General features: G+C 38.6%; 19 protein-coding genes. 7 read left to right on the top strand and 12 right to left on the bottom strand.

Features of this window, described 5'->3' with window-relative positions; translation table 11 throughout:
• Positions 1 to 26: 26 nt before the first annotated feature.
• Positions 27 to 935, bottom strand: coding sequence for a DMT family transporter (locus RMB06_RS01650; RefSeq protein WP_063099457.1), 909 nt, complete (start codon positions 933 to 935; stop codon positions 27 to 29).
• Positions 936 to 942: 7 nt separating this feature from the next.
• Positions 943 to 1,431 (bottom strand): YaiI/YqxD family protein, encoded by a 489-nt coding sequence (locus RMB06_RS01645; RefSeq protein WP_078210287.1) that lies wholly within the window; start codon positions 1,429 to 1,431, stop codon positions 943 to 945.
• A 246-nt stretch (positions 1,432 to 1,677) separates the two neighbouring features.
• On the opposite strand from RMB06_RS01645, the gene RMB06_RS01640 reads away from it, so the two are divergent.
• Positions 1,678 to 2,619 carry a hypothetical protein gene (locus RMB06_RS01640; protein ID WP_064784601.1) on the top strand — a complete coding sequence of 314 codons (942 nt, stop codon included), beginning with the start codon at positions 1,678 to 1,680 and terminating at the stop codon, positions 2,617 to 2,619.
• Positions 2,620 to 2,857: 238 nt separating this feature from the next.
• Here RMB06_RS01640 and serC read toward each other — a convergent pair whose 3' ends face one another.
• Positions 2,858 to 3,937: a 3-phosphoserine/phosphohydroxythreonine transaminase gene (serC, locus tag RMB06_RS01635; RefSeq protein WP_005067728.1), complete on the bottom strand. Its 1,080-nt coding sequence runs from the start codon at positions 3,935 to 3,937 to the stop codon at positions 2,858 to 2,860.
• A gap of 385 nt (positions 3,938 to 4,322) precedes the next feature.
• On the opposite strand from serC, the gene RMB06_RS01630 reads away from it, so the two are divergent.
• From RMB06_RS01630 to RMB06_RS01615, 4 genes are read left to right on the top strand one after another with little or no spacing between them, the layout of a single operon-like run.
• Positions 4,323 to 5,810: a TolC family protein gene (locus RMB06_RS01630; RefSeq protein ID WP_130173551.1), complete on the top strand. Its 1,488-nt coding sequence runs from the start codon at positions 4,323 to 4,325 to the stop codon at positions 5,808 to 5,810.
• Between the two features lie 12 nt (positions 5,811 to 5,822).
• Entirely contained in the window at positions 5,823 to 6,944 is a 1,122-nt protein-coding gene (locus RMB06_RS01625) for an efflux RND transporter periplasmic adaptor subunit (RefSeq protein ID WP_311077958.1), read from the top strand.
• A 3-nt stretch (positions 6,945 to 6,947) separates the two neighbouring features.
• Entirely contained in the window at positions 6,948 to 8,078 is a 1,131-nt protein-coding gene (locus RMB06_RS01620) for an ABC transporter permease (protein ID WP_311077956.1), read from the top strand.
• Positions 8,075 to 9,172, top strand: a complete 1,098-nt coding sequence (locus RMB06_RS01615; protein WP_311077954.1) for an ABC transporter permease — start codon at positions 8,075 to 8,077, stop codon at positions 9,170 to 9,172. The genes RMB06_RS01620 and RMB06_RS01615 overlap by 4 nt, the downstream gene beginning before the upstream one ends.
• Positions 9,173 to 9,217: 45 nt before the next feature.
• Here RMB06_RS01615 and gyrA read toward each other — a convergent pair whose 3' ends face one another.
• From gyrA to xerA, 4 genes are all read right to left on the bottom strand, one after another.
• Positions 9,218 to 11,932, bottom strand: a complete 2,715-nt coding sequence (gyrA, locus tag RMB06_RS01610) for a DNA gyrase subunit A (RefSeq protein WP_311077952.1) — start codon at positions 11,930 to 11,932, stop codon at positions 9,218 to 9,220.
• 365 nt (positions 11,933 to 12,297) lie between these two features.
• A complete protein-coding gene (locus tag RMB06_RS01605) occupies positions 12,298 to 13,230 on the bottom strand; it encodes an electron transfer flavoprotein subunit alpha/FixB family protein (protein WP_002118921.1) in 933 nt (310 codons plus the stop codon).
• 17 nt (positions 13,231 to 13,247) lie between these two features.
• Positions 13,248 to 13,997: an electron transfer flavoprotein subunit beta/FixA family protein gene (locus RMB06_RS01600; RefSeq protein WP_002118903.1), complete on the bottom strand. Its 750-nt coding sequence runs from the start codon at positions 13,995 to 13,997 to the stop codon at positions 13,248 to 13,250.
• Positions 13,998 to 14,458: 461 nt separating this feature from the next.
• The gene (gene xerA, locus RMB06_RS01595; RefSeq protein ID WP_075383545.1) at positions 14,459 to 15,346 is read right to left on the bottom strand and encodes a site-specific tyrosine recombinase/integron integrase; all 888 of its coding nucleotides are present in this window, start codon (positions 15,344 to 15,346) and stop codon (positions 14,459 to 14,461) included.
• A gap of 165 nt (positions 15,347 to 15,511) precedes the next feature.
• Here xerA and RMB06_RS01590 point away from each other — a divergent pair, with 165 nt between their 5' ends.
• Positions 15,512 to 16,135: a LysE family translocator gene (locus RMB06_RS01590; RefSeq protein WP_262728318.1), complete on the top strand. Its 624-nt coding sequence runs from the start codon at positions 15,512 to 15,514 to the stop codon at positions 16,133 to 16,135.
• A gap of 85 nt (positions 16,136 to 16,220) precedes the next feature.
• On the opposite strand, the gene dapF is transcribed toward RMB06_RS01590, so the two are convergent.
• The 5 genes from dapF to RMB06_RS01565 form a co-directional block, all read right to left on the bottom strand.
• Complete coding sequence (gene dapF / locus RMB06_RS01585; RefSeq protein WP_057070343.1) at positions 16,221 to 17,066, bottom strand: diaminopimelate epimerase; 846 nt, start codon at positions 17,064 to 17,066, stop codon at positions 16,221 to 16,223.
• A 5-nt stretch (positions 17,067 to 17,071) separates the two neighbouring features.
• Positions 17,072 to 18,322, bottom strand: coding sequence for a diaminopimelate decarboxylase (lysA, locus tag RMB06_RS01580; protein WP_311077947.1), 1,251 nt, complete (start codon positions 18,320 to 18,322; stop codon positions 17,072 to 17,074).
• Positions 18,323 to 18,344: 22 nt separating this feature from the next.
• Positions 18,345 to 18,566, bottom strand: coding sequence for an LPS translocon maturation chaperone LptM (locus RMB06_RS01575; RefSeq protein ID WP_016140224.1), 222 nt, complete (start codon positions 18,564 to 18,566; stop codon positions 18,345 to 18,347).
• A 140-nt stretch (positions 18,567 to 18,706) separates the two neighbouring features.
• A complete protein-coding gene (locus tag RMB06_RS01570; RefSeq protein WP_031944527.1) occupies positions 18,707 to 20,113 on the bottom strand; it encodes an amino acid permease in 1,407 nt (468 codons plus the stop codon).
• A 298-nt stretch (positions 20,114 to 20,411) separates the two neighbouring features.
• Positions 20,412 to 21,935 carry a sodium:alanine symporter family protein gene (locus tag RMB06_RS01565; RefSeq protein WP_014207419.1) on the bottom strand — a complete coding sequence of 508 codons (1,524 nt, stop codon included), beginning with the start codon at positions 21,933 to 21,935 and terminating at the stop codon, positions 20,412 to 20,414.
• 344 nt (positions 21,936 to 22,279) lie between these two features.
• Between RMB06_RS01565 and radA the strand changes: the two genes are divergently transcribed.
• Positions 22,280 to 23,668, top strand: coding sequence for a DNA repair protein RadA (gene radA, locus RMB06_RS01560; RefSeq protein ID WP_005073053.1), 1,389 nt, complete (start codon positions 22,280 to 22,282; stop codon positions 23,666 to 23,668).
• Positions 23,669 to 23,709: the final 41 nt, after the last annotated feature.

The raw sequence follows: 23,709 nt of genomic DNA, 5'->3' as shown, positions 1-23,709 counted from the left end.
GCTCAACAAATTACCCAAATCTTCTCCTATTTAGACTTCATATGTTGAGCAAAGTTCCGGTTTGCCTGAATGTCTTTATAGAAATATAGAAAGAGTCCAGACAAGATGATCAAAGCGCCTACAAAAACCATAATTGAAAGTTGTTCATGGTTTAAAGCAGCCCCAATCATCATCGCTAACATAGGGGTAATAACCGTTGTTAAAGATAAAGTCGTTGCCTGAATATTTTGTATAAGTTTGAAATAACAGAACATGGCAACGAGTGAAGCCATGAGTACCGTATAAATTAGGGCAAATAGTGATTTGGCTTCTGGCAAATGTGTCGGTGCATATTGCCAAATAAATGGAATAAAACAACTAGCAAAAATAGAAGACACTAAAATAGAGCCTGTTGCCTGAGCCATTGGCTGAATCTGTGCATTAACTTTTTTGACCCAGAAAATTGAAAATGAATAAACAAACACACTGATCAGCATAAGAACAATACCAAACGGGTGTACATGCTGATTCGCACCGCTCAGACAAATAATAGCTAGCCCACAGACCGCAATTGCCATACCCAACCATTGCAGCTTATAAAGTTGTTGGCCAAAAGCAAACCGCCCAATAAGCCCCGCCATAATCGGTGCTAAGCCAAACATAAGTGCGATCATGCCTGAACTTAAATATTGGGTCGCGGCATAAGTGAAAATTTGAGAACCAATTAAGCTAAAAGATCCGGCAATGTAGCTATGAACTGCTTGTCGATGCGTTGGAAAAGGTGTTCTCAAAATTAGTAATATGATGACAGCCAAAGGCAATGCAATAAAAAAGCGTAATAACAATGCCCACATCAGATGTAGATCAGACACACTCCAGACAATTGCCAACGGAGTTGTTGCCCAGATAAACACTAACAAGGCATAGGTTAGAGCCAAATTGGTTTGCGATGGCATGCGATGCTCACTTAGCTGTTTTACGTTTTTGCTTTAAAATCGTTTGATCTAATGAACTTGAAAATTCACGTTTATCTCGTTCGGAAATAGGAGGTGGTCCACCAGTTTGCACACCCGCACCACGAAGCGTATCCATGAAATCACGTAGATGTAAACGTGCTTTAACATTCGCAGTTGTATAGACTTCACCACGCGGATGGATAGCAACGCCTCCTTTCTCAATCACTTGAGCTGCCAGAGGAATATCCTGCGTAATGACAATGTCATTTTCAACCATACGATCAACTATTTCTTTATCTGCTTGGTCGGCACCACTTAAAACCTGTATTGACTTAATTCGTACTGAAGGCGTAATCCCAACATTTTGATTGGCTACAAAAATGACTTCTAATTGATAACGATCTGATGCGCGTAAAATCACTTCACGTAAAATTTTCGGTAAGGCGTCTGCGTCTACCCATAGCTTAAATGGCAGCACGTTATTCTCTATTTCCACTAAAAATATTAGTCTAACAGATGCTTTTCTAAGGTGAGTAAAAATAACGATTAAACTGATTTTTAATTTCAACATTTAAATTTTTTATAAATTAAACGTACTTTTAACTTACAAATAGAAACGCCGCTTCCCTTTAAATGACTAAATATGCGCTTTTACAAGAGAATTTACATATGGTGACTTGAAAAATAGCAAACACCCTCGATTTAATATAACAAGTAATGTGAACCCAACAGCATCATGCTTATGAAAAATCAAAACAGTCCAGAAGTTATTAAAGTAAATGACCAAAATTTTGGTAGTCATGGAGAACATTGGAATCTATTGACGTCCCATCCCGAAACAGATGTACCAAAATGGTTAGGACTGGCACTTGATGCACCTGTTATGCCAATGGGTTTATGTGAACATGAAGAAGACATGGACCCATCTTTTTGGCTCATTCAAGGTCCTCAAGACCAAAAAGTTACGATCAATCAAATTATTGCTGTTGAAAATCAAAAACCTCGTGCGCTTAAAACAGCCTTCCCAAGTTTTGAAAGTCCATATCAATATAATGCGAAAATTGAACGCATCATTACTTGTGACTCTGCTACACAAGCCGTGTTAAGTTTAAGACTAAATAAAAATACAACCGTTTATGCATTTGATAATTTATTTAGTGTTAACTACTGTCAATATGACAAAAATCAAAACTATCAAGTCCAATTTAATGCATGGGCTTATGAATTAGAACCTGTTCCAGCAGGTGAAAAAATCATTGTTGATGACCCCGCTTCTATTAAACATCACCGTGCATTAAATGCAATTTTAACTGAACATAATGGTGTTGCTCCTGAAAACTTACAGGAACTCATTAATGAATGGCAACCAAATACTCCAGAAGATCAAGAACCTGTAACCGTTGATTTTTCTAAAATGGTCGCCTATTTATATGGTGAAAATCTTGGTCAAGAAGATGAAGCATGGTTCCAAGGTAATATTGTTGGTAAAACTTCTATGACATTTATGGGGGCAGAATATACCCTTTATGATGTCACTTTGGTTTTAGAAGATGATCTTCCTGCCATATTAGTGCGCATTGCGACCAAAAACGATTTGTATAAAAACTTTAATATTGGCGAATATATTCGCGGTAATATCTGGATTCAGGCGACTATTTGTGCTAAAAAGGGTGAAACTAATTGAATTTCACTAATATTTTAATAATTAGGTTATTGAATGAAGATTATACCCGAACAAACTACCAGCCTCATTCAATCCAGTAGCCTGCGCGTAAAGGTCGATACTGGTGCGTTTTGCTTTTTTGTCTTGGGTATGTTCTTAGCTGCCATATTCATGCACCAGTTTGGTTTAGTGCCTTTTTAATTTATAACTTATTCAATAAATAAAGCCCTCATTTGAGGGCTTTATTTATTTGATTTGCTTAACCATTACGCTTTGCAAAATCATCCATAAAGTTGATTAAAGCCTGTACGCCTTCTAATGGTACGGCATTATAAATACTTGCACGCATACCACCTACAGAACGGTGTCCAGCTAAATTCAACAAGTGATTAGCTTCCGCTTCTTTTAAGAATTGCTTTTCTAAAGCTTCATCTGCCAAGGTAAACGGTACATTCATAATTGAACGGTTTGGAATTGCGATCGGGTTATTGTAGAAATCGCTTGAGTCGATATAACCATATAACAACTGAGCTTTTTCAAGGTTTACTTTATGAATAGCCTCTACCCCACCCTGCTCTAGCAACCATTCAAATACCAAACCAGACAAGTACCAAGCGTAAGTCGATGGTGTATTTACCATAGAACCATTTTTGGCTTGGTCGCCATATTTTAAAATACTTGGAATTTCTGGTTTAGCCTGATCAAGTAAGTCATCACGAATAATGACAATTGTTAAACCAGCAGGACCAATATTTTTTTGTGCGCCAGCATAGATTAAACCAAACTTAGTCACATCTAATGGAGCAGACAAAATACTTGATGAATAGTCACAAACAAGTGGCGCTTTTACATCAGGAATTCCTGCGAACTGTAAGCCACCAATCGTTTCATTATCCGCATAATGTACATATGCTGCATCATCAGATAAATTCCATTCGCTTTGTTCAGAAATTGCGAACTTGCCATCTACTTTAATGCCAGCTTCTACAACATTAATATCGCCATAACGTTTCGCTTCTTTTAACGCTTTTTCAGACCAGATGCCAGTGTGAATATAATCGGCTTTACTGTTCTTACCTAAAAGGTTTAAAGGAATAGCAGAAAATTGTAATGACGCACCGCCTTGCAAAAACAGTACTTTATAGTTTTCTGGAATGTTCATTAACTTGCGTAAATCTGCTTCAGCTTTTTCAGCCACAGCAACATAGTCAGCACTACGGTGACTCATTTCCATGATGGATAGACCTTTACCCTGCCAATCCAACAATTCTTGTTGAGCTTTTTCTAAAACGGCAGTAGGTAATGCAGCAGGACCAGCACAGAAATTGTACGCGCGCATGATTTTTCCCTTGTATAAAGTCAAACACAATAAAAATGGCATTTAACCACAGATTGCTTAAGCTTGCAGCAGCTTCTCAAGTAAATATTTCAATGCTGGACTGTATTTAGCTTTATTTTTTCAATTATTGGTGTCGTTATTTACTTAGTTTTAATGACCAGCTTCCCCATTTAAAAAAATTTTTAAGCAAAAAGATCAACTTGACTTGTGATTATCATTTCACATACCTTGATAGCTATTACAAAAATATTGGCTTAGTAAATTCAATAATTAAAGGAGCTAAAAACCACCATGTTTTTATACAAATGTATAATAAACAAGATGATAATTGAATTTAATAACAAGAAATTTAAACTATAAGGGATGCCAAAAATTGTTATTTAAAATGCCAACACACAGATATAGACATTCTATTTTTCCATTTTCATTTAAACCAAAACATCTTGCTTTGGCTTTAGGCTTTTTTTTCACTAATCATTTATACGCCGGAAGCTTAAGTTATGCTGAAGCAGAACAACAAGCTTTGAAAAGTTCATATAGTACTCAAGCCAACCAAGCATTACAGCAAGCATCTCAATTAGAAGCTGAAGCAGTTAAGGGCCTCGGATTACCTAGAGTTGATTTAAATGTCAGAGCCTACGCTTTTCATAGTGAAACAGATGTACCTCTTGGCGCTTTTAAACAAAAACTTGAGAATGATTTAAGCCAAGGGCTAAATGATAAACTTTCACAGTGGAACAATGTCATTCCATCAGACGTGCTGGGTCAAGTTCAAGAAGGTGCAAACCAAACCATACATGATGGTATAAATCGCTTTCCTGATTACGCAAACCTGACTATCGAAGATCAGGTGGTACGCCCTTCTATCTCAGTCGTAATGCCACTCTATACAGGCGGCTTAACCAGCAGCGCTAAAAAAATAGCAAATATACAAGCACAGCGTTCTGAACTTTCAAGTCAACAACAACAAGATATACAGCGATTTGAAGTGGTACAAAGTTACTTTAATGTGCAATTACAGCAGCAACTGGTCGCAAGTAGCTTATTTAACTTTAATGCGATGCAAAAACATTACAACAATGCCCTAAAGCTGGAACAACAAGGATTTATTAGTAAAGGGCAACGCATGCAATTTGAAGTCGCGCGTAATAATGCGGAACGTACTTTACAAAATACTCAAGCTAACTTAAACGCCAGCCGTTTTAGTCTTAATAATCTTTTACATCAACAAAATAATGTAGATTTAAGTACACCTTTATTTGTAAACAACACCCCAAGCCAGTCTCTAGAATCACTTTTAACCAGTTATTCACAAAAATCTAGCCTTGTACAAAAAATGCAGATGGATACTCAACTGGCTAATGTCAATATTCAAGCTCAACAAGCCGCAAAAAAACCAAGTCTATTTGCATTTGGTGAATATGCGCTTGATGAAAATGAAAACTGGATTGTCGGTGTAATGGCAAAATACAACCTATTCTCTGGGGTAGATAAAAATAAGAATATTCATGCTGCCGAATTGAAGCGCTACGCTTCAGAGCTCATGACTGAACGAACTAAACAAGAGATTGAAGCTCTTTTGAATAAATCATATAACGAGCTCAACTCTGCTCAGCAAAGTCATCAGCTTTTACAAAGAAACGTAAATGCTGCTCAAGAAAACCTACGTATTCAAGAACTTTCTTTTCGTGAAGGAATGGGTACAGCAACCCAAGTGATTGATGCGCAAAATGCATTAAGTGCGTTAAAAACTGAAATGGCTTTAAATGCTTATAAATATGTCATGTCACTCGCGACTTTACTACAAAGTCACGGCTCAATTGACCAGTTTAAAGCTTACGTTAATCAACCACATACCGACTATATTCGTTAATGGGAGTATAAAATGAATCAAGACTCAGCTCATTCAGAACAAGATTCTCCTGTTGCGGATACAGCAGAAACCACTCAAGTTAAAAAAGATGATCCTGTTAGTGACCATCAAGAATCAAGTACAAATAAAAATGACGCCAATCCTCCTAAAAATTCCAAAATTAAACTGATTATTGGCCTGATCATCATTGCCTTATTAGGTTTAATTATTTTTGGTTTGTGGAAAAGCTATCAGCCTAAACCTATTGAACTACAAGGCCGAGTTGAAGCCGAAACTATTCACGTAAGCACAAAAGTTCCGAGTCGTATTGAAGAAATTTATGTACAAGAAGGCCAGAAAATTTCCAAAGGCCAACCACTTGTTCGTTTAGTTAGCCCGGAAATAGAAGCTAAAAAGCAACAAGCTTTGGCTACCTTACAATCTGCTTTAGCATTTCAATCTACGGTAGATCGTGGTTCTCAACAAGAGAATATCGATACACTTTATGCCAACTGGCAAAGCACAAAAGCACAAGCAAACCTTGCAAAAACCACTTACCAACGTGGTGAAAATTTATATAGACAAGGTGTCATTTCGCGTCAAAGACGAGATGAAATGCTTGCAGCTCAAACTTCTGCTCAAGAATTAAGCGAAGCCTCTTATCAACAATATGCTCGTGCAAAACGTGGAAGTACTAGCCAGCAAAAATCTACAGCAGATGCACAAGTTGAAATTGCAAAAGCAGCGGTAAGCGAAGCAAAAGCACTGGAAGCAGAGACACGCTTACTCTCACCTATTTCAGGTACGGTTTCAAAAACTTATGGTAAGCCTTCCGAATTAGTCGCTATGGGCGTGCCTGTTGTTAGCATTTTAGAAGATGATGATTTATGGGTAAGTTTAAACGTCGGTGAAAATCAATATGCATCCGTTTATAAAAATAAAACCCTTGAAGGATTCATACCTGCTCTTAATCAGAATGTGAATTTTAAAATCAAGAATATTGAGGCGGAAGGTGAATTTGCCACTATAAAAACGACTCGCCAAACTGGGGGCTATGATATACGTAGCTTTAAATTACATCTGGTGCCTGAACGTCCTGTCAAAGATTTAAAGGTTGGCATGAGCGTTCTATTTAAAATTAAAGAAGAAAAATAAAGCATGTTTGCCAGTATATTACGGGAACTAAACTATCTAAAAAGCAATAAATGGGATTTGTGTATGGTGACACTTATCCCTGCTTTTATCATTTTTTTGTTTAGCAGCATGTTTTATGCAGGTAAAGCTGAACATTTACCAATTGCGATTATTGATCAGGACCAAAGTGAACTCAGCCGTAATATTGAAAAATATCTTTCGTTAAATCATACGGTAGATATTAAAACGATTACGGCAAGCTCAACTGAAGCTGAACAATTACTTAACGAAACTAAAATATGGGGTTACGTTTTTATTCCAGACGGTGCTGAAAAACGCTTCGTTAAAGCACAAGATGCTCAAATCAGCATTGCATTTAACCAGTCTTTTTTTAGTGTCGGAAATACCATTTCTTCCGCAATGTTGGTCAGTACCCTCAATGCTTTAGCAGACTATGCTGGTCAAAGTTATCTTGTAAATAGTATTCCCTATTTAGATGTTCCTACAGCTCATGTCAAAATCTCAACGCTCTATAACCCCAGCATGAGCTATGAATTTTATTTAGAACCTTTCATGGTTCCAGCGGTATTGCACTTATTGTTATGTTGTTGTGTTGCCTTTGCTATTGGACAAGAACTGAAACGTGGCACATTAACAGCCTGGGTAAACCGAGAAAGTTTTATACAAGGCTTATTGGCTAAAAATTTGCTTTATAGCCTTATATTTTGTGCATGGACATGGCTATGGATGTTTTGGCTAGTCGAAATTCGTGGCTGGTTCGTAGCGGGTTCTCTTAGTTTATTGCTATGCGCACAGTTCCTACTTTATTTTGCCTATGCTTTGATTAGCAGCACAGTTATTTTAGCAACCAAAAATTTAAGTAAAACTTTTGGCTTTATCGCGGTATATGGTGGGTCTTCTTTAAGTTTCGCAGGCGTTACGCTACCTTTAAATAATGCGCCTATTTTCACCAAGTTTTGGTCACTCATTATTCCTTATACCCCTTATGCCAAGCTTCAAACCGAACAATGGATGATCGGCAGTCCAATTTTCATTTCAATGATTCCTTTTTTAATACTCATCGGTTATTGCCTGATTTACTTCTTTTTAAGTTCTCTACTGCTTAAAAAATTAATTCGGGGAGCAGTGCAATGAAAGAATTTTTAAAGGCATATTTGCAAACTTTTAAAGATATTGTAGGAAATAGTTCAGTTTTCACAACTCTGATTTTATCGGTCATTCTTTATAGTTTTTTTTATCCTACCGCCTATAAAGCTGAGCGGGCAGAATCTATTCCTATTGTCATTGTTGATGAAGAACAAAGCCTCTTAACTTCTCAATTGATTGGCCAAAGTGCAAATAGCCCCCATATTCATATCGTTACAGTTACCAGCAATTTTTTACAAGCTGAACAAATGGTCCGTGAGCAAAAAGCCGATGGTATTTTACTTTTACCAAATAACTTAACCCAAAGCTTACGCAGAGGAGAAACAGGTGGAATCGGCTTATACTTAAGCACAACCAACTTTTTAAAAACTAAAGAAATTGGTTTAGGTCTAGCAACCTCGATAGAAGCTACATTAAAAGAATATATTGAAAAATTTGGACAGCGCACACATTTCCAGCCAGCGCTTTCTATTCATCAAGTGCCGTTATTTAACCCTCTTTCAGGATATGGAAGTTATATTTTTCCGGCTGTTGCATCTTTGATTATTCATCAAACTATTGTGTTAGGTTTAGCGATGCTGATTGCAAGCTACCGTGAGCAACACCAAAAAATTACAGCTGTTCGCTTCACTGGAATTTTCGCAAGTATATTTACCATTGGTTGTTTAAGTAGTTTTTATCTTTTTGGTTTTACGCTGTGGTTCAATGACTATCCACACGGTGGAAATTTTATAGGTCTCCTCATTGCCGTTCCAATTTTTATTAGTTGTATTATTGGACTAGGCATGTTGATCGGTTCACTTTTAGATATGCCGGAACGTGCCGGACATATTATTGTATTTAGCTCAGTACCTTTATTCTTACTAACTGGAGCCGCTTGGCCTCATCAAGCCATGCCAGAATGGTTACAATGGTTGGCATGGTGTTTACCCTCAACACATGCGGTACAAATGTTTGTGCAACTTAACCAGATGGGCGTTCCATTAGCCACGGTTGTACCAAAGCTGATATTTCTTGGGACCCTTGGATTAATATTGGTGAGTTTATCTTATTATCGGCTTGTTAAAAAATCTTCTTCATAAAAATAAAAAAGGAAGCTTATGCTTCCTTTTTTATTAAAGTTTTACTTACTCTTCAGAAGCATCTTCATTATTTGATACAGCTTCTTCGCTATCAGTCTCGGTAGTATCTACTTCGCCTTCGAGAAATTCTTCTTCATCCTCGACAGCTTCAATAGACACAACGCCTACTAGAGTTTCTTCTTCGCTTAAGCGAATTAGACGCACACCTTGTGCATTACGACCAGTCATTGCAACTTCTGCTGCACGAGTACGAACTAACGTACCGCCATCAGAAATAAGTAACAATTCTTTGGTTTCGTCAATAGACACTGCACCAACAAGCTCACCGTTACGTTCGCTCGTCTTAATCGCAATTACACCTTTACCGCCACGTTTCTTGGTCGGGAAGTCATTTACTGGAGTACGCTTACCGTAACCATTGGCACTTGCACACAGCACTTCACCTGTTTCAGGTACAACTACAAGCGATACGATACGGCTTACTAAATTTGAATCTGCTGAATCGTCATTGTCATCTGATTCATCATTTTCAACTTCTGCATCTTCTTCACTTAAAGTACTGTTTGCAAAGCTCACGCGCATACCACGAACACCTTTCGCAGTACGACCCATTGCACGTACGTCAGTCTCAGCAAAACGGATTGCCTTACCTTCGTTCGAGAACAACATGATTTGCTGATTACCATCAGTAATCGCAACACCAATTAAGGTATCTTCTTCATTGAGCTCAATTGCACGTAAACCATTTGAACGGATATTAGCGAATTGCTCTAACTCAACACGTTTAACCGTACCTGATGCTGTCGCCATAAATACGTAATGGTTTTCTGGGAACTCAGTCAACGGCAAGATAGCTGTTACTGTTTCATTCGCATCTAAAGGTAACAAGTTCACAATCGGACGGCCTTTGGCACCACGTGATGCTTGAGGCACTTCAAACACACGAAGGCGATATACTTTACCTACGTTGGTAAAGCACAGCACAGTCGCATGGTTTGAAGCTACAATCAGATGTTGAATAAAGTCATCATCTTTCATTGAAGTTGCAGACTTACCACGTCCACCACGGCGCTGAGCCTGATAATCTGAAAGTGGTTGAGTTTTTGCATAACCTGTTTGTGAAACCGTTAATACAACTTGCTCTTCAGGAATTAAATCTTCACGGCTAAAATCAATACGTGATTCAATAATTTCAGTGCGACGTCCATCACCATACTGTTGTAGTACCAGTGCCAACTCTTCGCGAATTACAACCATCAATAAATTGAAATCATTCAAAATCGCAGTAAGCTCAGCGATTTGACCTAAGATCTCAGTATATTCTGCATGTAATTTGTCTTGTTCAAGACCTGTTAAACGATGTAAACGTAATTCTAAAATTGCGCCTACTTGTGTTGGTGATAAACGATAAATCGATTCAGTTAAACCAAATGGACGATTTGGATCTTCACCTTCGATTTCATCTGGACGAACAGAAATTGCGCCAGCTTTTTCAAGCAATGAAACGACACCACCACCTGCCCACTCACCTGCAAGTAAACGCTCACGCGCTTCAGCAGGGTTAGCAGAAGTTTTAATCGTCTCGATAATTTCATCGATATTGGCTAAAGCAACGGTTAAGCCTTCTAAGATATGACCACGTTCACGTGCTTTACGCAGTTCGAACATGGTACGGCGTGTCACAACTTCTTGGCGGTGACGGATAAATGCCGCAATAATATCTTTCAGATTCATCAATTTTGGTTGTCCGTTATCAAGACAAACCATGTTGATGCTGAATGAGTTTTCAAGTTGAGTATTTAAGAATAAGTTATTTACAACGACTTCAGCGTTTTCACCACGCTTTAAGTCAATTGCAATACGCATACCTTCTTTGTCAGACTCATCACGAAGTTCTGAAATACCTTCAAGTTTTTTCTCTTTCACTAACTCGGCAATACGTTCAATAACTCTTGCTTTGTTTACTTGATATGGAATTTCAGTAAAGACGATGGTTGTACGGCCTGTCTTTTCGTCTTCTTCGAAATGGTACTTACCACGAATGTGTAAGCGGCCTTTACCTGTACGGTAGGCATCAACAATACCTGATTTACCGTAAATAATACCGCCTGTAGGAAAGTCAGGACCCGTAATGTATTCCATCAATCCTTCAATCGAGATATTCGGATTGTCAGCATAGGCTAAGCACGCATTCACAACTTCTGTCATGTTATGCGGTGCCATGTTGGTTGCCATACCTACGGCAATACCAGCAGCACCATTAATTAACAAGTTAGGAACACGTGTCGGAAGTACTTCAGGAATACGCTCAGAACCGTCGTAGTTATCTTCCCAATCAACCGTGTCTTTTTCTAGATCTGCAAGAAGCTCGTGTGCAAGCTTGGTCATACGGACTTCGGTATAACGCATCGCAGCTGCGCTATCACCATCAATCGAACCGAAGTTACCCTGACCATCTACCAATAAATAACGTAAGCTAAAGTCCTGAGCCATACGTACAATGGTTTCATAAACAGCTGAGTCACCGTGAGGGTGATATTTACCGATTACGTCCCCAACAACACGCGCAGATTTCTTGTAGGCTTTGTTATAGTCATTGCCCAATTCGTGCATGGCATAAAGCACACGACGGTGAACAGGTTTAAGACCGTCTCTCACATCCGGCAATGCACGAGATACGATTACACTCATCGCGTAATCTAAATATGAATGCTTGAGTTCGTCCTCAATGGCAATCGGTCGGATTTCCGATACGCTCATGCATACTCCTTCTTACAGATAGAAATTTCCATCTGCTTATATGTCTTGATCTTGCAAAAAATTTAGTTCCGGAAACTGAACTAAAATCGAAAAAAATATAGCTGTATACTATAGCATAAAAGCACTTTGTAATGTGCGGAATCTACACCGCCAATCTGGTGATATTTGTATAATTTAATTGCATATTATTCTTATCATATCGCTATAACGAGCATCTTCTATTCTTAATAAAACTATGTGATTTTTATTCTATAAAAATCAAACCTGAAATGAGATAAAAGTCTCAGTTATACATTTCAGATCACTATTCATAATAAAAAACCCCTAGTAATAACTAAGGGTTTTTTAGCTTTAATCAGTAAAGATTAAAGTTTAGATACCAATTCTGGTACTACAGTGTTCAAATCACCAACTAACCAGTAGTCAGCAACACTGTTGATTGGCGCTTCTTCGTCTTTGTTGATTGCAACAATAACTTTAGAATCTTTCATACCAGCTAAATGCTGGATCGCACCAGAAATACCTACAGCAACATAAAGCTCAGGAGCAACGATTTTACCAGTTTGACCAACTTGGAAATCGTTAGGTACAAAGCCTGCATCAACTGCTGCACGTGAAGCACCTTGTGCTGCACCAAGCTTGTCAGCTAATGGATCAAGTACTTTATGGTAGTTCTCACCAGAACCTACACCACGACCACCAGAAACTACGATGCGAGCCGCAGTTAATTCTGGACGATCAAGTTTAACGATTTCTTCAGATACGAAGTGAGAAATACCCGCATCTTTTACTTCGCCAACTGTTTCAACAGCAGCTGAACCGCCTTCCGCAGCAACTGGATCAAATGCTGTACCACGAACGGTACCAACAATGATTGCTTCGTCAGATTGAACAGTTGCAATCGCGTTACCTGCGTAGATAGGACGCTTGAATGTGTTCGCAGATTCAACAGAAATGATATCTGTGATCATGCTTACATCAAGAAGAGCAGCAACACGTGGAAGAATGTTCTTACCAGTCGTTGTAGAAGCAGCTAAAACGTATTTGTAACCTTTAGCCAAGTCAGCAACTAGGCCAGCTACGTTTTCAGCTAATTGGTTTGCATAAGCAGCGTTGTCAGCAAGTAAAACTTTGCTTACACCAGCAACTTTAGCAGCAGCATCAGCAACTGCTTGAGCACCAGAACCAGCAACTAATACAGTAATATCACCACCGATTTTTTGTGCTGCAGCAACAACGTTTAAAGTAGCACCGTTAAGTACTTGGTTGTTGTGGTCAGCGATAACTAAAATACTCATGATTTTATCCTTCCGTATTAGATCACTTTCGCTTCATTTTTCAATTTTTCAACAAGCTCATCTACAGATTTCACTTGTACGCCAGCTTTACGTTCTGCTGGAGCTTCAACTTTAACAGTTTTAAGCTTAGTACCAGCTGTAACGCCATAATCCGCAGGAGATTTAGTATCAAGTGGCTTCTTACGAGCTTTCATGATGTTAGGCAATGCTGCATAACGTGGCTCGTTCAAACGCAAGTCAGTCGTGATGATTGCAGGAAGTGTAAGTTCAACAGTTTGTAAACCACCGTCAACTTCACGAGTCACTTGTACTTTACCGCCATCAACTTTCACTTCAGAAGCGAATGTACCTTGACCAGCACCTAATAATGCACCAAGCATTTGACCTACTTGGTTAGAGTCATCATCAATTGCTTGTTTACCAAGAAGGATAAGTTCTGGTTTTTCAGCTTCAACAACACCTTTTAAAATTTTAGCAACTTCTAAAGCGCCAATTTCATCAGTAGTTTCAACCAAAATACCACGGTCTGCGCCTAGAGCCATTGCAGAACGGATTTGTTCTTGAGCTTCTTTAGGACCAACAGAAACAACAACGATTTCTGATACTGTTCCTTTTTCTTTTAAGCGAACCGCTTCTTCCACTGCGATTTCACAAAATGGGTTAATTGACATTTTTACGTTGGTAAGGTCAACCCCACTATTGTCCGGCTTAACACGAACTTTAACGTTGGCATCAACCACGCGTTTTACAGCAACAAGAGCCTTCATGTAATCCTCGGCTGTTCTAGCAAAAGTAAATGTTGAGAAAAGTATATTAACTCTTCAATTAAAATTTTTTAGGTACCCTATCTTGCAATGTGTTTGGCATTTCGGTCAAGTCACAATTTTCTGGAACAGCACAAAAAAAATGAAATCATCAGTTCATAAAAAAATTTTAGACTTCTATGAAGGCCTATTTTATTCTTTTTAAACTCTATTTTATACATTGATTTTTATTATCTTTTTATCTTATTTAGCATATTAGCTAGAAACATAAGATTACTTTTAAAAACCATAAATCCGACGTTTTTTAGACCCAGTCGTCCACAAAATACTCAAAGATCAAAATGGTCAATTTGGCTGTTTTGACTATTTCTCTTAAACAAATTTGTAAAAAAATACAAATGATCTCTACATTCTCCTAAAACCTCTCAACTTAATTATCTATTTATTGAGTCTATTTTTAAATTTTAGTCTTTATGTGCTCTTGGATGCGCTTGATCATACACTTGTGCCAAATGATCGAAATCAATATGCGTATAAATTTGTGTGGTAGATAAATTACTATGGCCTAGCATTTCTTGTACTGAACGCAAATCACCGCTACTCGATAGCATATGGCTAGCAAAACAATGTCTGAGTAAATGCGGATGTAAATCGACATTTACACCTGCTCTTTGTGCTTGAAGCTTCACACGTTTTTCAATTTGTCTTGGAGTGAGCGCCCCTCCTCGCAAGGAAATAAAGACAGAATCGTTTTGATCGAAATGTCCTTTCCAAATTTTGTAAACTTTCAACCAATTCAATAGGCTTTCTTTTGCTTTTTTCCCAAATGGTACTATACGGGTTTTATTTCCTTTACCTGTAATACGAACAAGTTGGCGATTAAAATCTACATCCTTAACTGTTAAACCCTGTAATTCAGCCAAACGTAAACCACTTGAGTAAAGTAACTCGAGCATCGCTTTATCTCTTAACCACAATTGCTGATCAACCGGTTTTTCTGGCATAGGTTGATCCAAAATTTGATTAACCGTTTCTATGTCGATCATGCCGGGCAAAGGTCTAGGTTGGCGTTTTAACTTAAAATCGTCGGTAGGATTAATTTCTAGATATTTACCTTGTTCAGCCCACTTCATAAATTGACGAATTGAGGTGAGATGACGTTGCATGCTACTTGAACTTAACTGGTCCTGTTCGACACGCTGCGCTAAGTACTCTCTTAAATCTGAAGCTTCAATATTTCTCAAATCTAGTTGTTTGTGCTCGCAGAACTCAAGAAAGCTTTTAACATCTCGTTCATAAGCAGTAATCGTGTGCTCAGATTGATTCTGTATTTTTCTTTCTTTTAACCACATTGAGAGCAGTTGTAATGCAAAATCCAAATTGCTCTCCATTTATTTGCTCATTTTTTTGAGTGTATCAAAAACTATGTGATCATGAAAATTTGATATCGCACAACCTAATGCTGATCTAATTTATATATTACAATTTAAACCAAGTATTCATTGGACCATGCCGCCATGACCACCATACTCATTCCTTATTTAATTGCGATTACCTTACTTACACTGACCCCAGGTTTAGATACGACTTTAATTATTCGTACAGCAACACTTGAAGGTAAATCGAAAGCGTTTCAAGCAGCGGTCGGCATTAGCCTTGGCTGTATTGTATGGGGAATTATGGTTGCCTGTGGTCTAGGTGCTTTGCTCATGGCATCTGATCTCGCTTTTAATATTCTAAAATGGATGGGAGCAGCTTATCTAGCATGGTTAGGTTTAAATATGATTTTAAAACCACGTAGCCAACTTGCAGATATTCAAGAGAATAGTTCAAATACCTCTCCTTCACAAAATTGGTTTATTAAAGGCTTTTTGGGTAATTTACTTAATCCCAAAGTTGGTATTTTTTATATTTCATTTCTTCCACAGTTTATTCCACCACAAGCATCAGCAGTTACTTGGGTGATGGGACTGGTAATGATTCATGTCGTCATTGGAATGTTATGGTCAACTTTATTAATTTTGGTTATGCAGCCACTGTCACGTTATCTTAAGCAACCCAAATTTGTGAAATATATGGACCGAATTACTGGCAGTATTTTTGTGTTGTTTGCTTTGAAATTAGCTTTGAGTAAAAGATAATTAAATCAAATATTATTGTACATATAAAAAAAGCCTCTTTTATCACTTTAGCTGATGAAAAGAGGCTTCTATTTAAGTGATGCGATTAGCCTTGGAAATAACGTAAATCCAAACGCCCATCATATACATGAGTTGTTGGACCAGTCATCCAAACCACATCGCCTTCTTGCCATTCAATTTGTAACTTACCGCCAGCAAGTTCAACTTCAACTGAGTTCGCAAGTAGACCACGGCGCATACCACTTACCGCAGCAGCACATGCCCCTGTACCACAAGCTAATGTTTCACCAACACCACGTTCAAATACTCGTAAGCGAACATGTTTTTCATCAATCACTTGCATAAAGCCAGCATTAACACGCTCAGGGAAACGTTTATGTGATTCAACTTGTGGACCAATGCCAGCAACATCAGCAGTTAGTACGTCTGGAACAATAGTGACAGCATGAGGATTGCCCATATTGACCACATCAATATTAATGTTCTGGTCGTTAGCTAACTCAAGTGTATATAAAGCTTCAGGTCGTTCTGCAATGAATGGAATTTCATTCGGCAAGAATTTCGGGTAGCCCATATTGACGCGAACCCAACCATTTTGCCCCAATTCAGGTTTTACAATACCTGCTTTGGTTTGGACAGTAATACTTGTTTTGGTTGTTAAATGGCGCTCATGTACAAAACGAGCAAAACAGCGTACACCATTACCACATTGTTCAACTTCAGAACCATCGGCATTAAAAATACGATATTTAAAATCTGCTTCCGGTAAATCTGGTGGTTCAACAATTAAAAGCTGATCAAAACCAATACCGAAATGGCGATCGGCTAAGCGTTGAATTGTTTCTGTATCCAAATAAGCACGTTGGCTGATTAGATCAACCACCATAAAGTCGTTGCCTAGGCCATGCATTTTAGTAAATTCTAACAACATTTCATTTACTCCTCAGGCAACAAGCGTTCATTTTCCCAAAGGGACTCAACCGTTTCACGCTCACGAATCAAATGGGCTTTATCGCCTGACACCATCACTTCTGCGGCACGACCACGTGTGTTGTAATTTGAACTCATTACAAAACCATAAGCGCCAGCGCCAAGAACAGCTAACAAGTCATTTTCTTTTAAAGCCAATGAACGATCTTTACCAATGAAGTCACCTGTTTCACAGATTGCTCCAACGAGATCCCAAGTTTTTTCTTCATTATCTGAACTTGGCACTACAGGTTGAATATCCATCCAAGCTTCATATAAAGCAGGGCGAATTAAATCATTCATTGCAGCATCAATAATGGCAAAGTTACGGTGGCTCGTTGGCTTGAGCAAATCAACTTTTGTTAGAAGCACACCTGCATTTGCACTAATGCTACGACCCGGTTCCATATAAACCTTGAGACCTAATTTTTCTAAAGCAGGTTTCATTGAGTTGGCATATTCTTCAACACTTGGCGGTGTTTCATCTTTATAACAAACCCCCAAACCACCACCGATATCGATGTGTTTAAGAGTAATACCAAGTTTTTTTAGTTCTTCGACCATCAACATGACACGATCTAAAGCATCAACAAACGGTTTAGTCTCGGTCAATTGCGAACCGATGTGGCAGTCAATTCCAATAATTTCAAGGTTTGGTAAAGATGCAGCATATTGATAAGTTTCATAAACGGTATCACTTGGAATACCAAATTTATTTTCTTTTAAACCTGTTGAAATATAAGGATGAGTTTTTGCATCTACGTCTGGATTTACACGTAAAGAAATTGGCGCTTTTTTGCCTAGACGTGCTGCAACCTTTTGAAGGCGGTCCAGCTCTGCATAAGACTCAACGTTAAAGCAAGCAATACCCACATTTAACGATGTTTCGATATCGGCTTCGGTTTTACCTAAACCAGAAAAAACAACTTTAGATGCATCTCCACCCGCTTTTAAAACGCGTGCAAGTTCACCACCTGATACGATATCAAAACCAGCACCAAGTTTTGCCAAGACATTAAGAACAGCTATATTTGAGTTAGATTTCACCGCAAAACAGATTTGATGATCAATAAAATCAAAAGCACGGTCCATATCTAAGTAATGTTTTTCAAAAGCTGCTTTTGAATAAACATACAAAGGTGTACCAAATTGCTGCGCAAGCTGCTCCATAGAACATTGCTCTGCGTGCAATACTCCATTAATGCGAGTGAAACTCATGAATGTGTCCTTATTTCAAAGCTTAAGGTGAAGTTGTTTGGGTTGGGGCTGATGCTTCAACTGACTGTTCAGCTTGTTCATCCTGTTGCACAACTTGTTTCTGTTCTTTATTACGATAGAGCAAGTATTTCGCACGTTTGTCATAATTCGGATCAGAAGGTAGCTGTAATGCTCCTGACTGACCACAAGCGCTAAGCAAAATACTGCTGCTCAATAAACTGATGAGGCAAATGACACGACGCATCTGAGCACCTGATTTAAACAATTCGATGCAGTATACCGTGATCATGCAGGCGGCTAAAGAGTAAACTTAAAGAGAAAAACAATATGCATAAAAAACGCCAGCTTTTCAGCTGGCGTTTGATCATAACTAAATAAATTTAATTACTTTTTATGACGCGGTTTATAGAAGAAGAAATAACCAATGATCAAGATAATAAACCAAATTGGGCTGACTTTAAGCGCTTTAAACGTATCTGGCTCTAAAGACAACACGTAAATCATACCAATAAAGAAAATAATCGTGATCCAACATGTAAATAAGCCGCCCGGTAATTTAAACGTTGATTTGGCATGCAGCTCAGGGCGTGTAGTGTAGTAACGGATATAACTCCAGATAATGAGTAACCACACGCAAATGAACAGAATCGTTGAAAGTGTAGTTGCAAGCGTAAATGCTTCAACTGTATTTGGTACAAAATACTGTAATGCCGCACCTAACAATAAACACGCAGCAGAGAAATACAATGCATTTGCCGGCACCGCACGTCTGTTCAATTTACCAAAAGCTTTTGGACCCTGATCTTCACGAGATAAACCAAATAACATACGGCTTGTTGAGAAGACACCACTATTCATTGATGACATCACTGATGACAATACCACCAAGTTCATCAAGATCGCTGCTGCTGCCACACCTGCTTGACTAAACAAGTTTACAAATGGACTGATCGCTGGATCAATTTTATTCCAAGGTGTTACAGACATCACAATCAACAATGCCAATACGTAGAAAATAATGATACGGATTGGAATTGAGTTAATTGCTTTTGGTAAGTTACGTGCTGGGTCTTTCGTTTCCGCAGCCGTTGTTCCCACAAGTTCTACACCAACAAAAGCAAAGATTGCGATTTGGAAGCCTGCCAAGAAACCATGTACACCTGTTGGGAAGAAGCCACCGTTAGCCCAGAGATGAGTAAATGATGCAACTTCACCTGTACTTGAGGTAAAGCCTGTAAAGATCATCCATAGACCCACAGCGATTAAAATAATAATCGCAAGAATCTTAATGAGCGCAAACCAGAACTCTAACTCACCAAACAAGCGAACTGTTAACAGGTTTAAACCCATAATAAATACAATCGCGGCAACACTGATCATCGCCCCTTCGACAGGCGAGAAAGGTAGACCATTATTGAAGAATTGTAAGTAGTAGATAATTGCAGAAAGGTCAGCGATACCAATCGTGATCCAACATAACCAGTATGTCCACCCTACAAAGTAACCCGCCCATGGACCGATTAAATCTGTTGTGAAGTCAATAAATGATTTATAGGCAAGGTTTGAAAGAAGTAATTCGCCAAGCGCACGCATGACAAAAAACACCATCACACCAATAATCAAATAAATGAATAAGATTGATGGACCAGCAAGGCTAATTGTTTTGCCTGATCCCATAAATAATCCAGTACCAATTGCACCACCAATCGCGATTAGTTGTAAATGCCGATTGGAGAGGCTTCGATGGAGCTCACCTTGTTCATGAGGCTCGCTCAGATTTTGATTCGACATTTTATAAATACACTCCAGTAATTTTTTTAGTCCGTTAGCTAAATTCAAATCAAAAAGACGATATCGCACCATTTGCAGGTATCTTTTAAATGTATATTTTTTGACAACTTTTCAGCTAACCAATTTGTCTGTATTGCTGATGATTCCAAGCTACATACAATTAAATCCGATAATACGCACAAGCCCCTAGCAATACAACGCACTTTTTTGGAACATCCAGTTTCTCATTTAATGATCAATCTCATATGAAAAAAGGTGGTCAATATGACCACCTTTTTAGCTATTTGATTGTTAATCTCTAGCTTCCTGTTTTCTTAACTTGCGCATTCAGTTCTTGGTTTTTCTTCAAGCGCTCTTCCCAGAATGTCGCATTTTTAATTCCTAATTTAATAGGGTCAAATGTGTACTCTTTTACTCCCGCTTTTTGTTGTTCTTCGTAATCTTTTAATGCCTTAATCGTTGGTTTATAAATAAAGTACGTTACAACAATACCAATAATATTAATCCATGCCATCAAGCCAACACCAATATCACCAATACCCCAGATATAGCCTGTGGCACTCAGTAAACCATAACCTACAGCGAGAATGATTGAACATTTTACAATGAACAGTAATGACGGTGATTTTGTAATGTAGCTCAAATAAGCAAGGTTTGTTTCTGCAATATAGTAGTAAGCTACGATAGTGGTGAATGCAAAGAAGAATACGGCTAAAGCAACAAAGATCTGACCAAAATTACCAAAAATAGTGCTCACCGCCATTTGTGTAAATGCAGGAGAACCAATTTCAGTCGAGGCAGGAACATTTTGAACAATGAATTGACCTGCTTCTAAAGCCCCCTGAACATTATATTGGCTTGTCATTAAAATCATAAATGCAGTAGCAGAACAAACAATTATACTATCAAAGTGAATTGAAAAAGATTGGACCAAACCTTGTTGAGCTGGATGTTGAACTTCTGCTGCCGCTGCTGCGTGTGGTCCTGTTCCTTGGCCTGCCTCATTGGCATAAACACCACGTTTCACCCCCCAACCGATTGCAGCACCAAGACCTGCCATTGGCGTAAATGCATCTGTAAAAATCAGGCTTAATACTTTTGGAAGATCTGAGATGTTAACCACAACAATGATAACAGCCATGAGGAAATAACCAATTGCCATAAAAGGTACAACCAGTTCAGCAAACTGAGCAATTCGTTTAATCCCACCGAAGATGAGGATAGCCAGCAAACCAATCACGACGACCAAAGCAACGAGTTTATAGACACCAACATCACCAAAAACAATTGCGCCTTCACCTGTAATCTGTGTAAATGCCTTACCTACTGCATTGGCTTGAATACCCGGTAAAAACAAACCACAAGCGACAATTGCTGCAATAGCAAATACAATTCCTAACCAACGCTGACCTAGTCCTCTATCAAAATAAAATGCTGGGCCACCGCGATATTGTCCTTGATACTCAACTTTATAAAGTTGACCGAGTGTCGATTCTACATAAGCTGTACCAGCACCAAAGAATGCAACCATCCACATCCAAAAAACTGCACCGGGTCCACCGAAGCCAATTGCTGCTGCAACACCCGCAATGTTACCTACACCAATACGGCCTGCTAAAGATACTGATAATGCCTGAAAAGATGAAACGCCCTGCTCTGAAGAAGTACCTTTTATTAAAAGTCTAGCCATTTCTTTAATTTGGCGGACCTGAACAAATCTTGTTAAAATAGAAAAGAATAAACCAACGCCTAAACATAAATAGATAAGCGCCTTACTCCATATAATACTATTTACCCAATCAACAATTTCTGCTGCACTCATAGATATCAACCTTTTGTATTTCTAAAAATACAATACTCATATTATTTTGTTCGTTTTTACTTCAGCAATATCCATGCCATATCTATAATAAACAGCTAGATACATACTCCAGTAAAAACACCTTCCTTGGGGAATAGATTAGATTTTTTATATCCATTGAAAACAAACTTTATCTGACTTGTAAAAATCCAATATCGTGTTATTTTTGATGTCTTTCCCTTATTAGTTCCTTAGAAGATCCCTTCAAATTTCCTCAATATCTTTTATGATAATTTTAGGAAACAAGAACGAAGAACTTCCTAAGAACTATATTTATATAATATCGAGCAAAATTTCAATTTTTTATGAGTAAAGTCAAAACTGTTTACCGTTGCGAGCAATGTGGTGCCGATCATCTTAAATGGGCTGGTCAATGCTCAGAGTGTGGTGAATGGAATTCTCTGACTGAAGTTAAACTTGAGCCAACCACAGCTCACCGTGCACGTCCTAAAATTGGGGGCTATGCGGGTCAAGTTGCTAATATTACTACGCTAAATAAAGTCTCTGTTTCTCATGAAACCCGTTTACCTACAGGCATTAGCGAATTTGACCGAGTGCTTGGTGGTGGTTTGGTGACAGGTTCTGTTGTATTAATTGGTGGTGACCCCGGTATTGGTAAATCAACCATTCTTTTGCAAACTGCAACACACATGGCAAGCGCAAAAAGCTCTGCACTTTATATTACGGGTGAAGAATCTTTATCTCAGGTGGCGCTTCGTGCGCAACGTCTTGATCTGCCAACTGACCAATTAAAAGTCATGGCTGAAACCTGTGTAGAACGTATTTGTGAGGTTTTAGAACAAGAAAAACCTGTAGTCGCTATTCTAGATTCGATTCAAACACTTTATACAGAAACTCTCCAATCTGCTCCGGGTGGAGTTTCACAAATTCGTGAATCAGCTGCTTTATTAACCCGTTATGCAAAAAATAGTGGCACAGCGCTATTCATTGTTGGCCATGTGACCAAAGAAGGTGCACTGGCAGGTCCGCGTGTTTTAGAGCATATGGTGGACTGCGTACTTTACTTTGAAGGTCAATCAGACTCACGTTATCGAATGATTCGTGCTGTTAAAAACCGTTTTGGTGCAGTGAATGAGCTTGGCGTATTTGGCATGACTGATAAAGGCTTACGTGAAGTGGCTAACCCTTCTGCCATTTTCTTAAGTCGTTACGATGAAGCGATTCCCGGTTCAATTGTCATGATTAGCCGTGAAGGAACTCGCCCTCTTTTGGTCGAAGTACAAGCTTTAGTTGATGATGCTCAAGGACAACCACGACGTGTTGCACTTGGTCTTGAACAAAACCGTTTAAATATGCTGCTTGCTGTCATGCATCGTCATGGCGGTGTTCAAACTACTGGACAAGACGTTTATGTTAATATTGTAGGCGGCTTAAAAATTACCGAAACAGGTTCTGATTTGGCTGTTTTACTTGCATGTGCTTCAAGTTTACGTACTAAAGCATTGCCTCAACAGCTTGCAGTTTTTGGTGAAGTTGGTCTTTCTGGTGAAATTCGCCCTGTTCCTAACGGTCAGGAGCGCTTAAAAGAAGCAGCGAAACATGGCTTTAAATATGTCATTTTACCAAGAGGAAACGCCCCTCAAAAGGCAATTCCGGGCGTACAAGTTATTGCTGTTGCGCGCTTGCATGAAGCATTGACAGAAGCTATGCAACTCAGTGATGAATTGACATAAAAAAACATACTTTTATAGTTGAAATTTAGAGTAAAAGCCTG

The sequence above is a fragment of the Acinetobacter sp. V104_13 genome (assembly GCF_031798995.1).
In the GTDB taxonomy this organism is placed as follows: Bacteria; Pseudomonadota; Gammaproteobacteria; order Pseudomonadales; family Moraxellaceae; genus Acinetobacter; species Acinetobacter pittii.
The sequence above is the reverse complement of the archived record's forward strand: the minus strand, read 5'-3'. Positions and strand labels throughout refer to the sequence as shown.

Coding starts and splice junctions, on each gene's coding strand:
- serC (WP_005067728.1), bottom strand. CDS start 3,937: ATGCGCGCGTACAATTTCTGTGCTGGTCCTGCTGCATTACCTACTGCC.
- xerA (WP_075383545.1), bottom strand. CDS start 15,346: ATGTGGTTAAAAGAAAGAAAAATACAGAATCAATCTGAGCACACGATT.
- RMB06_RS01620 (WP_311077956.1), top strand. CDS start 6,948: ATGTTTGCCAGTATATTACGGGAACTAAACTATCTAAAAAGCAATAAA.
- RMB06_RS01565 (WP_014207419.1), bottom strand. CDS start 21,935: ATGAGTGCAGCAGAAATTGTTGATTGGGTAAATAGTATTATATGGAGT.
- RMB06_RS01575 (WP_016140224.1), bottom strand. CDS start 18,566: ATGCGTCGTGTCATTTGCCTCATCAGTTTATTGAGCAGCAGTATTTTG.
- gyrA (WP_311077952.1), bottom strand. CDS start 11,932: ATGAGCGTATCGGAAATCCGACCGATTGCCATTGAGGACGAACTCAAG.
- RMB06_RS01615 (WP_311077954.1), top strand. CDS start 8,075: ATGAAAGAATTTTTAAAGGCATATTTGCAAACTTTTAAAGATATTGTA.
- RMB06_RS01630 (WP_130173551.1), top strand. CDS start 4,323: ATGCCAACACACAGATATAGACATTCTATTTTTCCATTTTCATTTAAA.
- radA (WP_005073053.1), top strand. CDS start 22,280: ATGAGTAAAGTCAAAACTGTTTACCGTTGCGAGCAATGTGGTGCCGAT.
- RMB06_RS01625 (WP_311077958.1), top strand. CDS start 5,823: ATGAATCAAGACTCAGCTCATTCAGAACAAGATTCTCCTGTTGCGGAT.
- RMB06_RS01650 (WP_063099457.1), bottom strand. CDS start 935: ATGCCATCGCAAACCAATTTGGCTCTAACCTATGCCTTGTTAGTGTTT.
- RMB06_RS01570 (WP_031944527.1), bottom strand. CDS start 20,113: ATGTCGAATCAAAATCTGAGCGAGCCTCATGAACAAGGTGAGCTCCAT.
- RMB06_RS01600 (WP_002118903.1), bottom strand. CDS start 13,997: ATGAAGGCTCTTGTTGCTGTAAAACGCGTGGTTGATGCCAACGTTAAA.
- dapF (WP_057070343.1), bottom strand. CDS start 17,066: ATGTTGTTAGAATTTACTAAAATGCATGGCCTAGGCAACGACTTTATG.
- RMB06_RS01590 (WP_262728318.1), top strand. CDS start 15,512: ATGACCACCATACTCATTCCTTATTTAATTGCGATTACCTTACTTACA.
- lysA (WP_311077947.1), bottom strand. CDS start 18,322: ATGAGTTTCACTCGCATTAATGGAGTATTGCACGCAGAGCAATGTTCT.
- RMB06_RS01605 (WP_002118921.1), bottom strand. CDS start 13,230: ATGAGTATTTTAGTTATCGCTGACCACAACAACCAAGTACTTAACGGT.
- RMB06_RS01640 (WP_064784601.1), top strand. CDS start 1,678: ATGAAAAATCAAAACAGTCCAGAAGTTATTAAAGTAAATGACCAAAAT.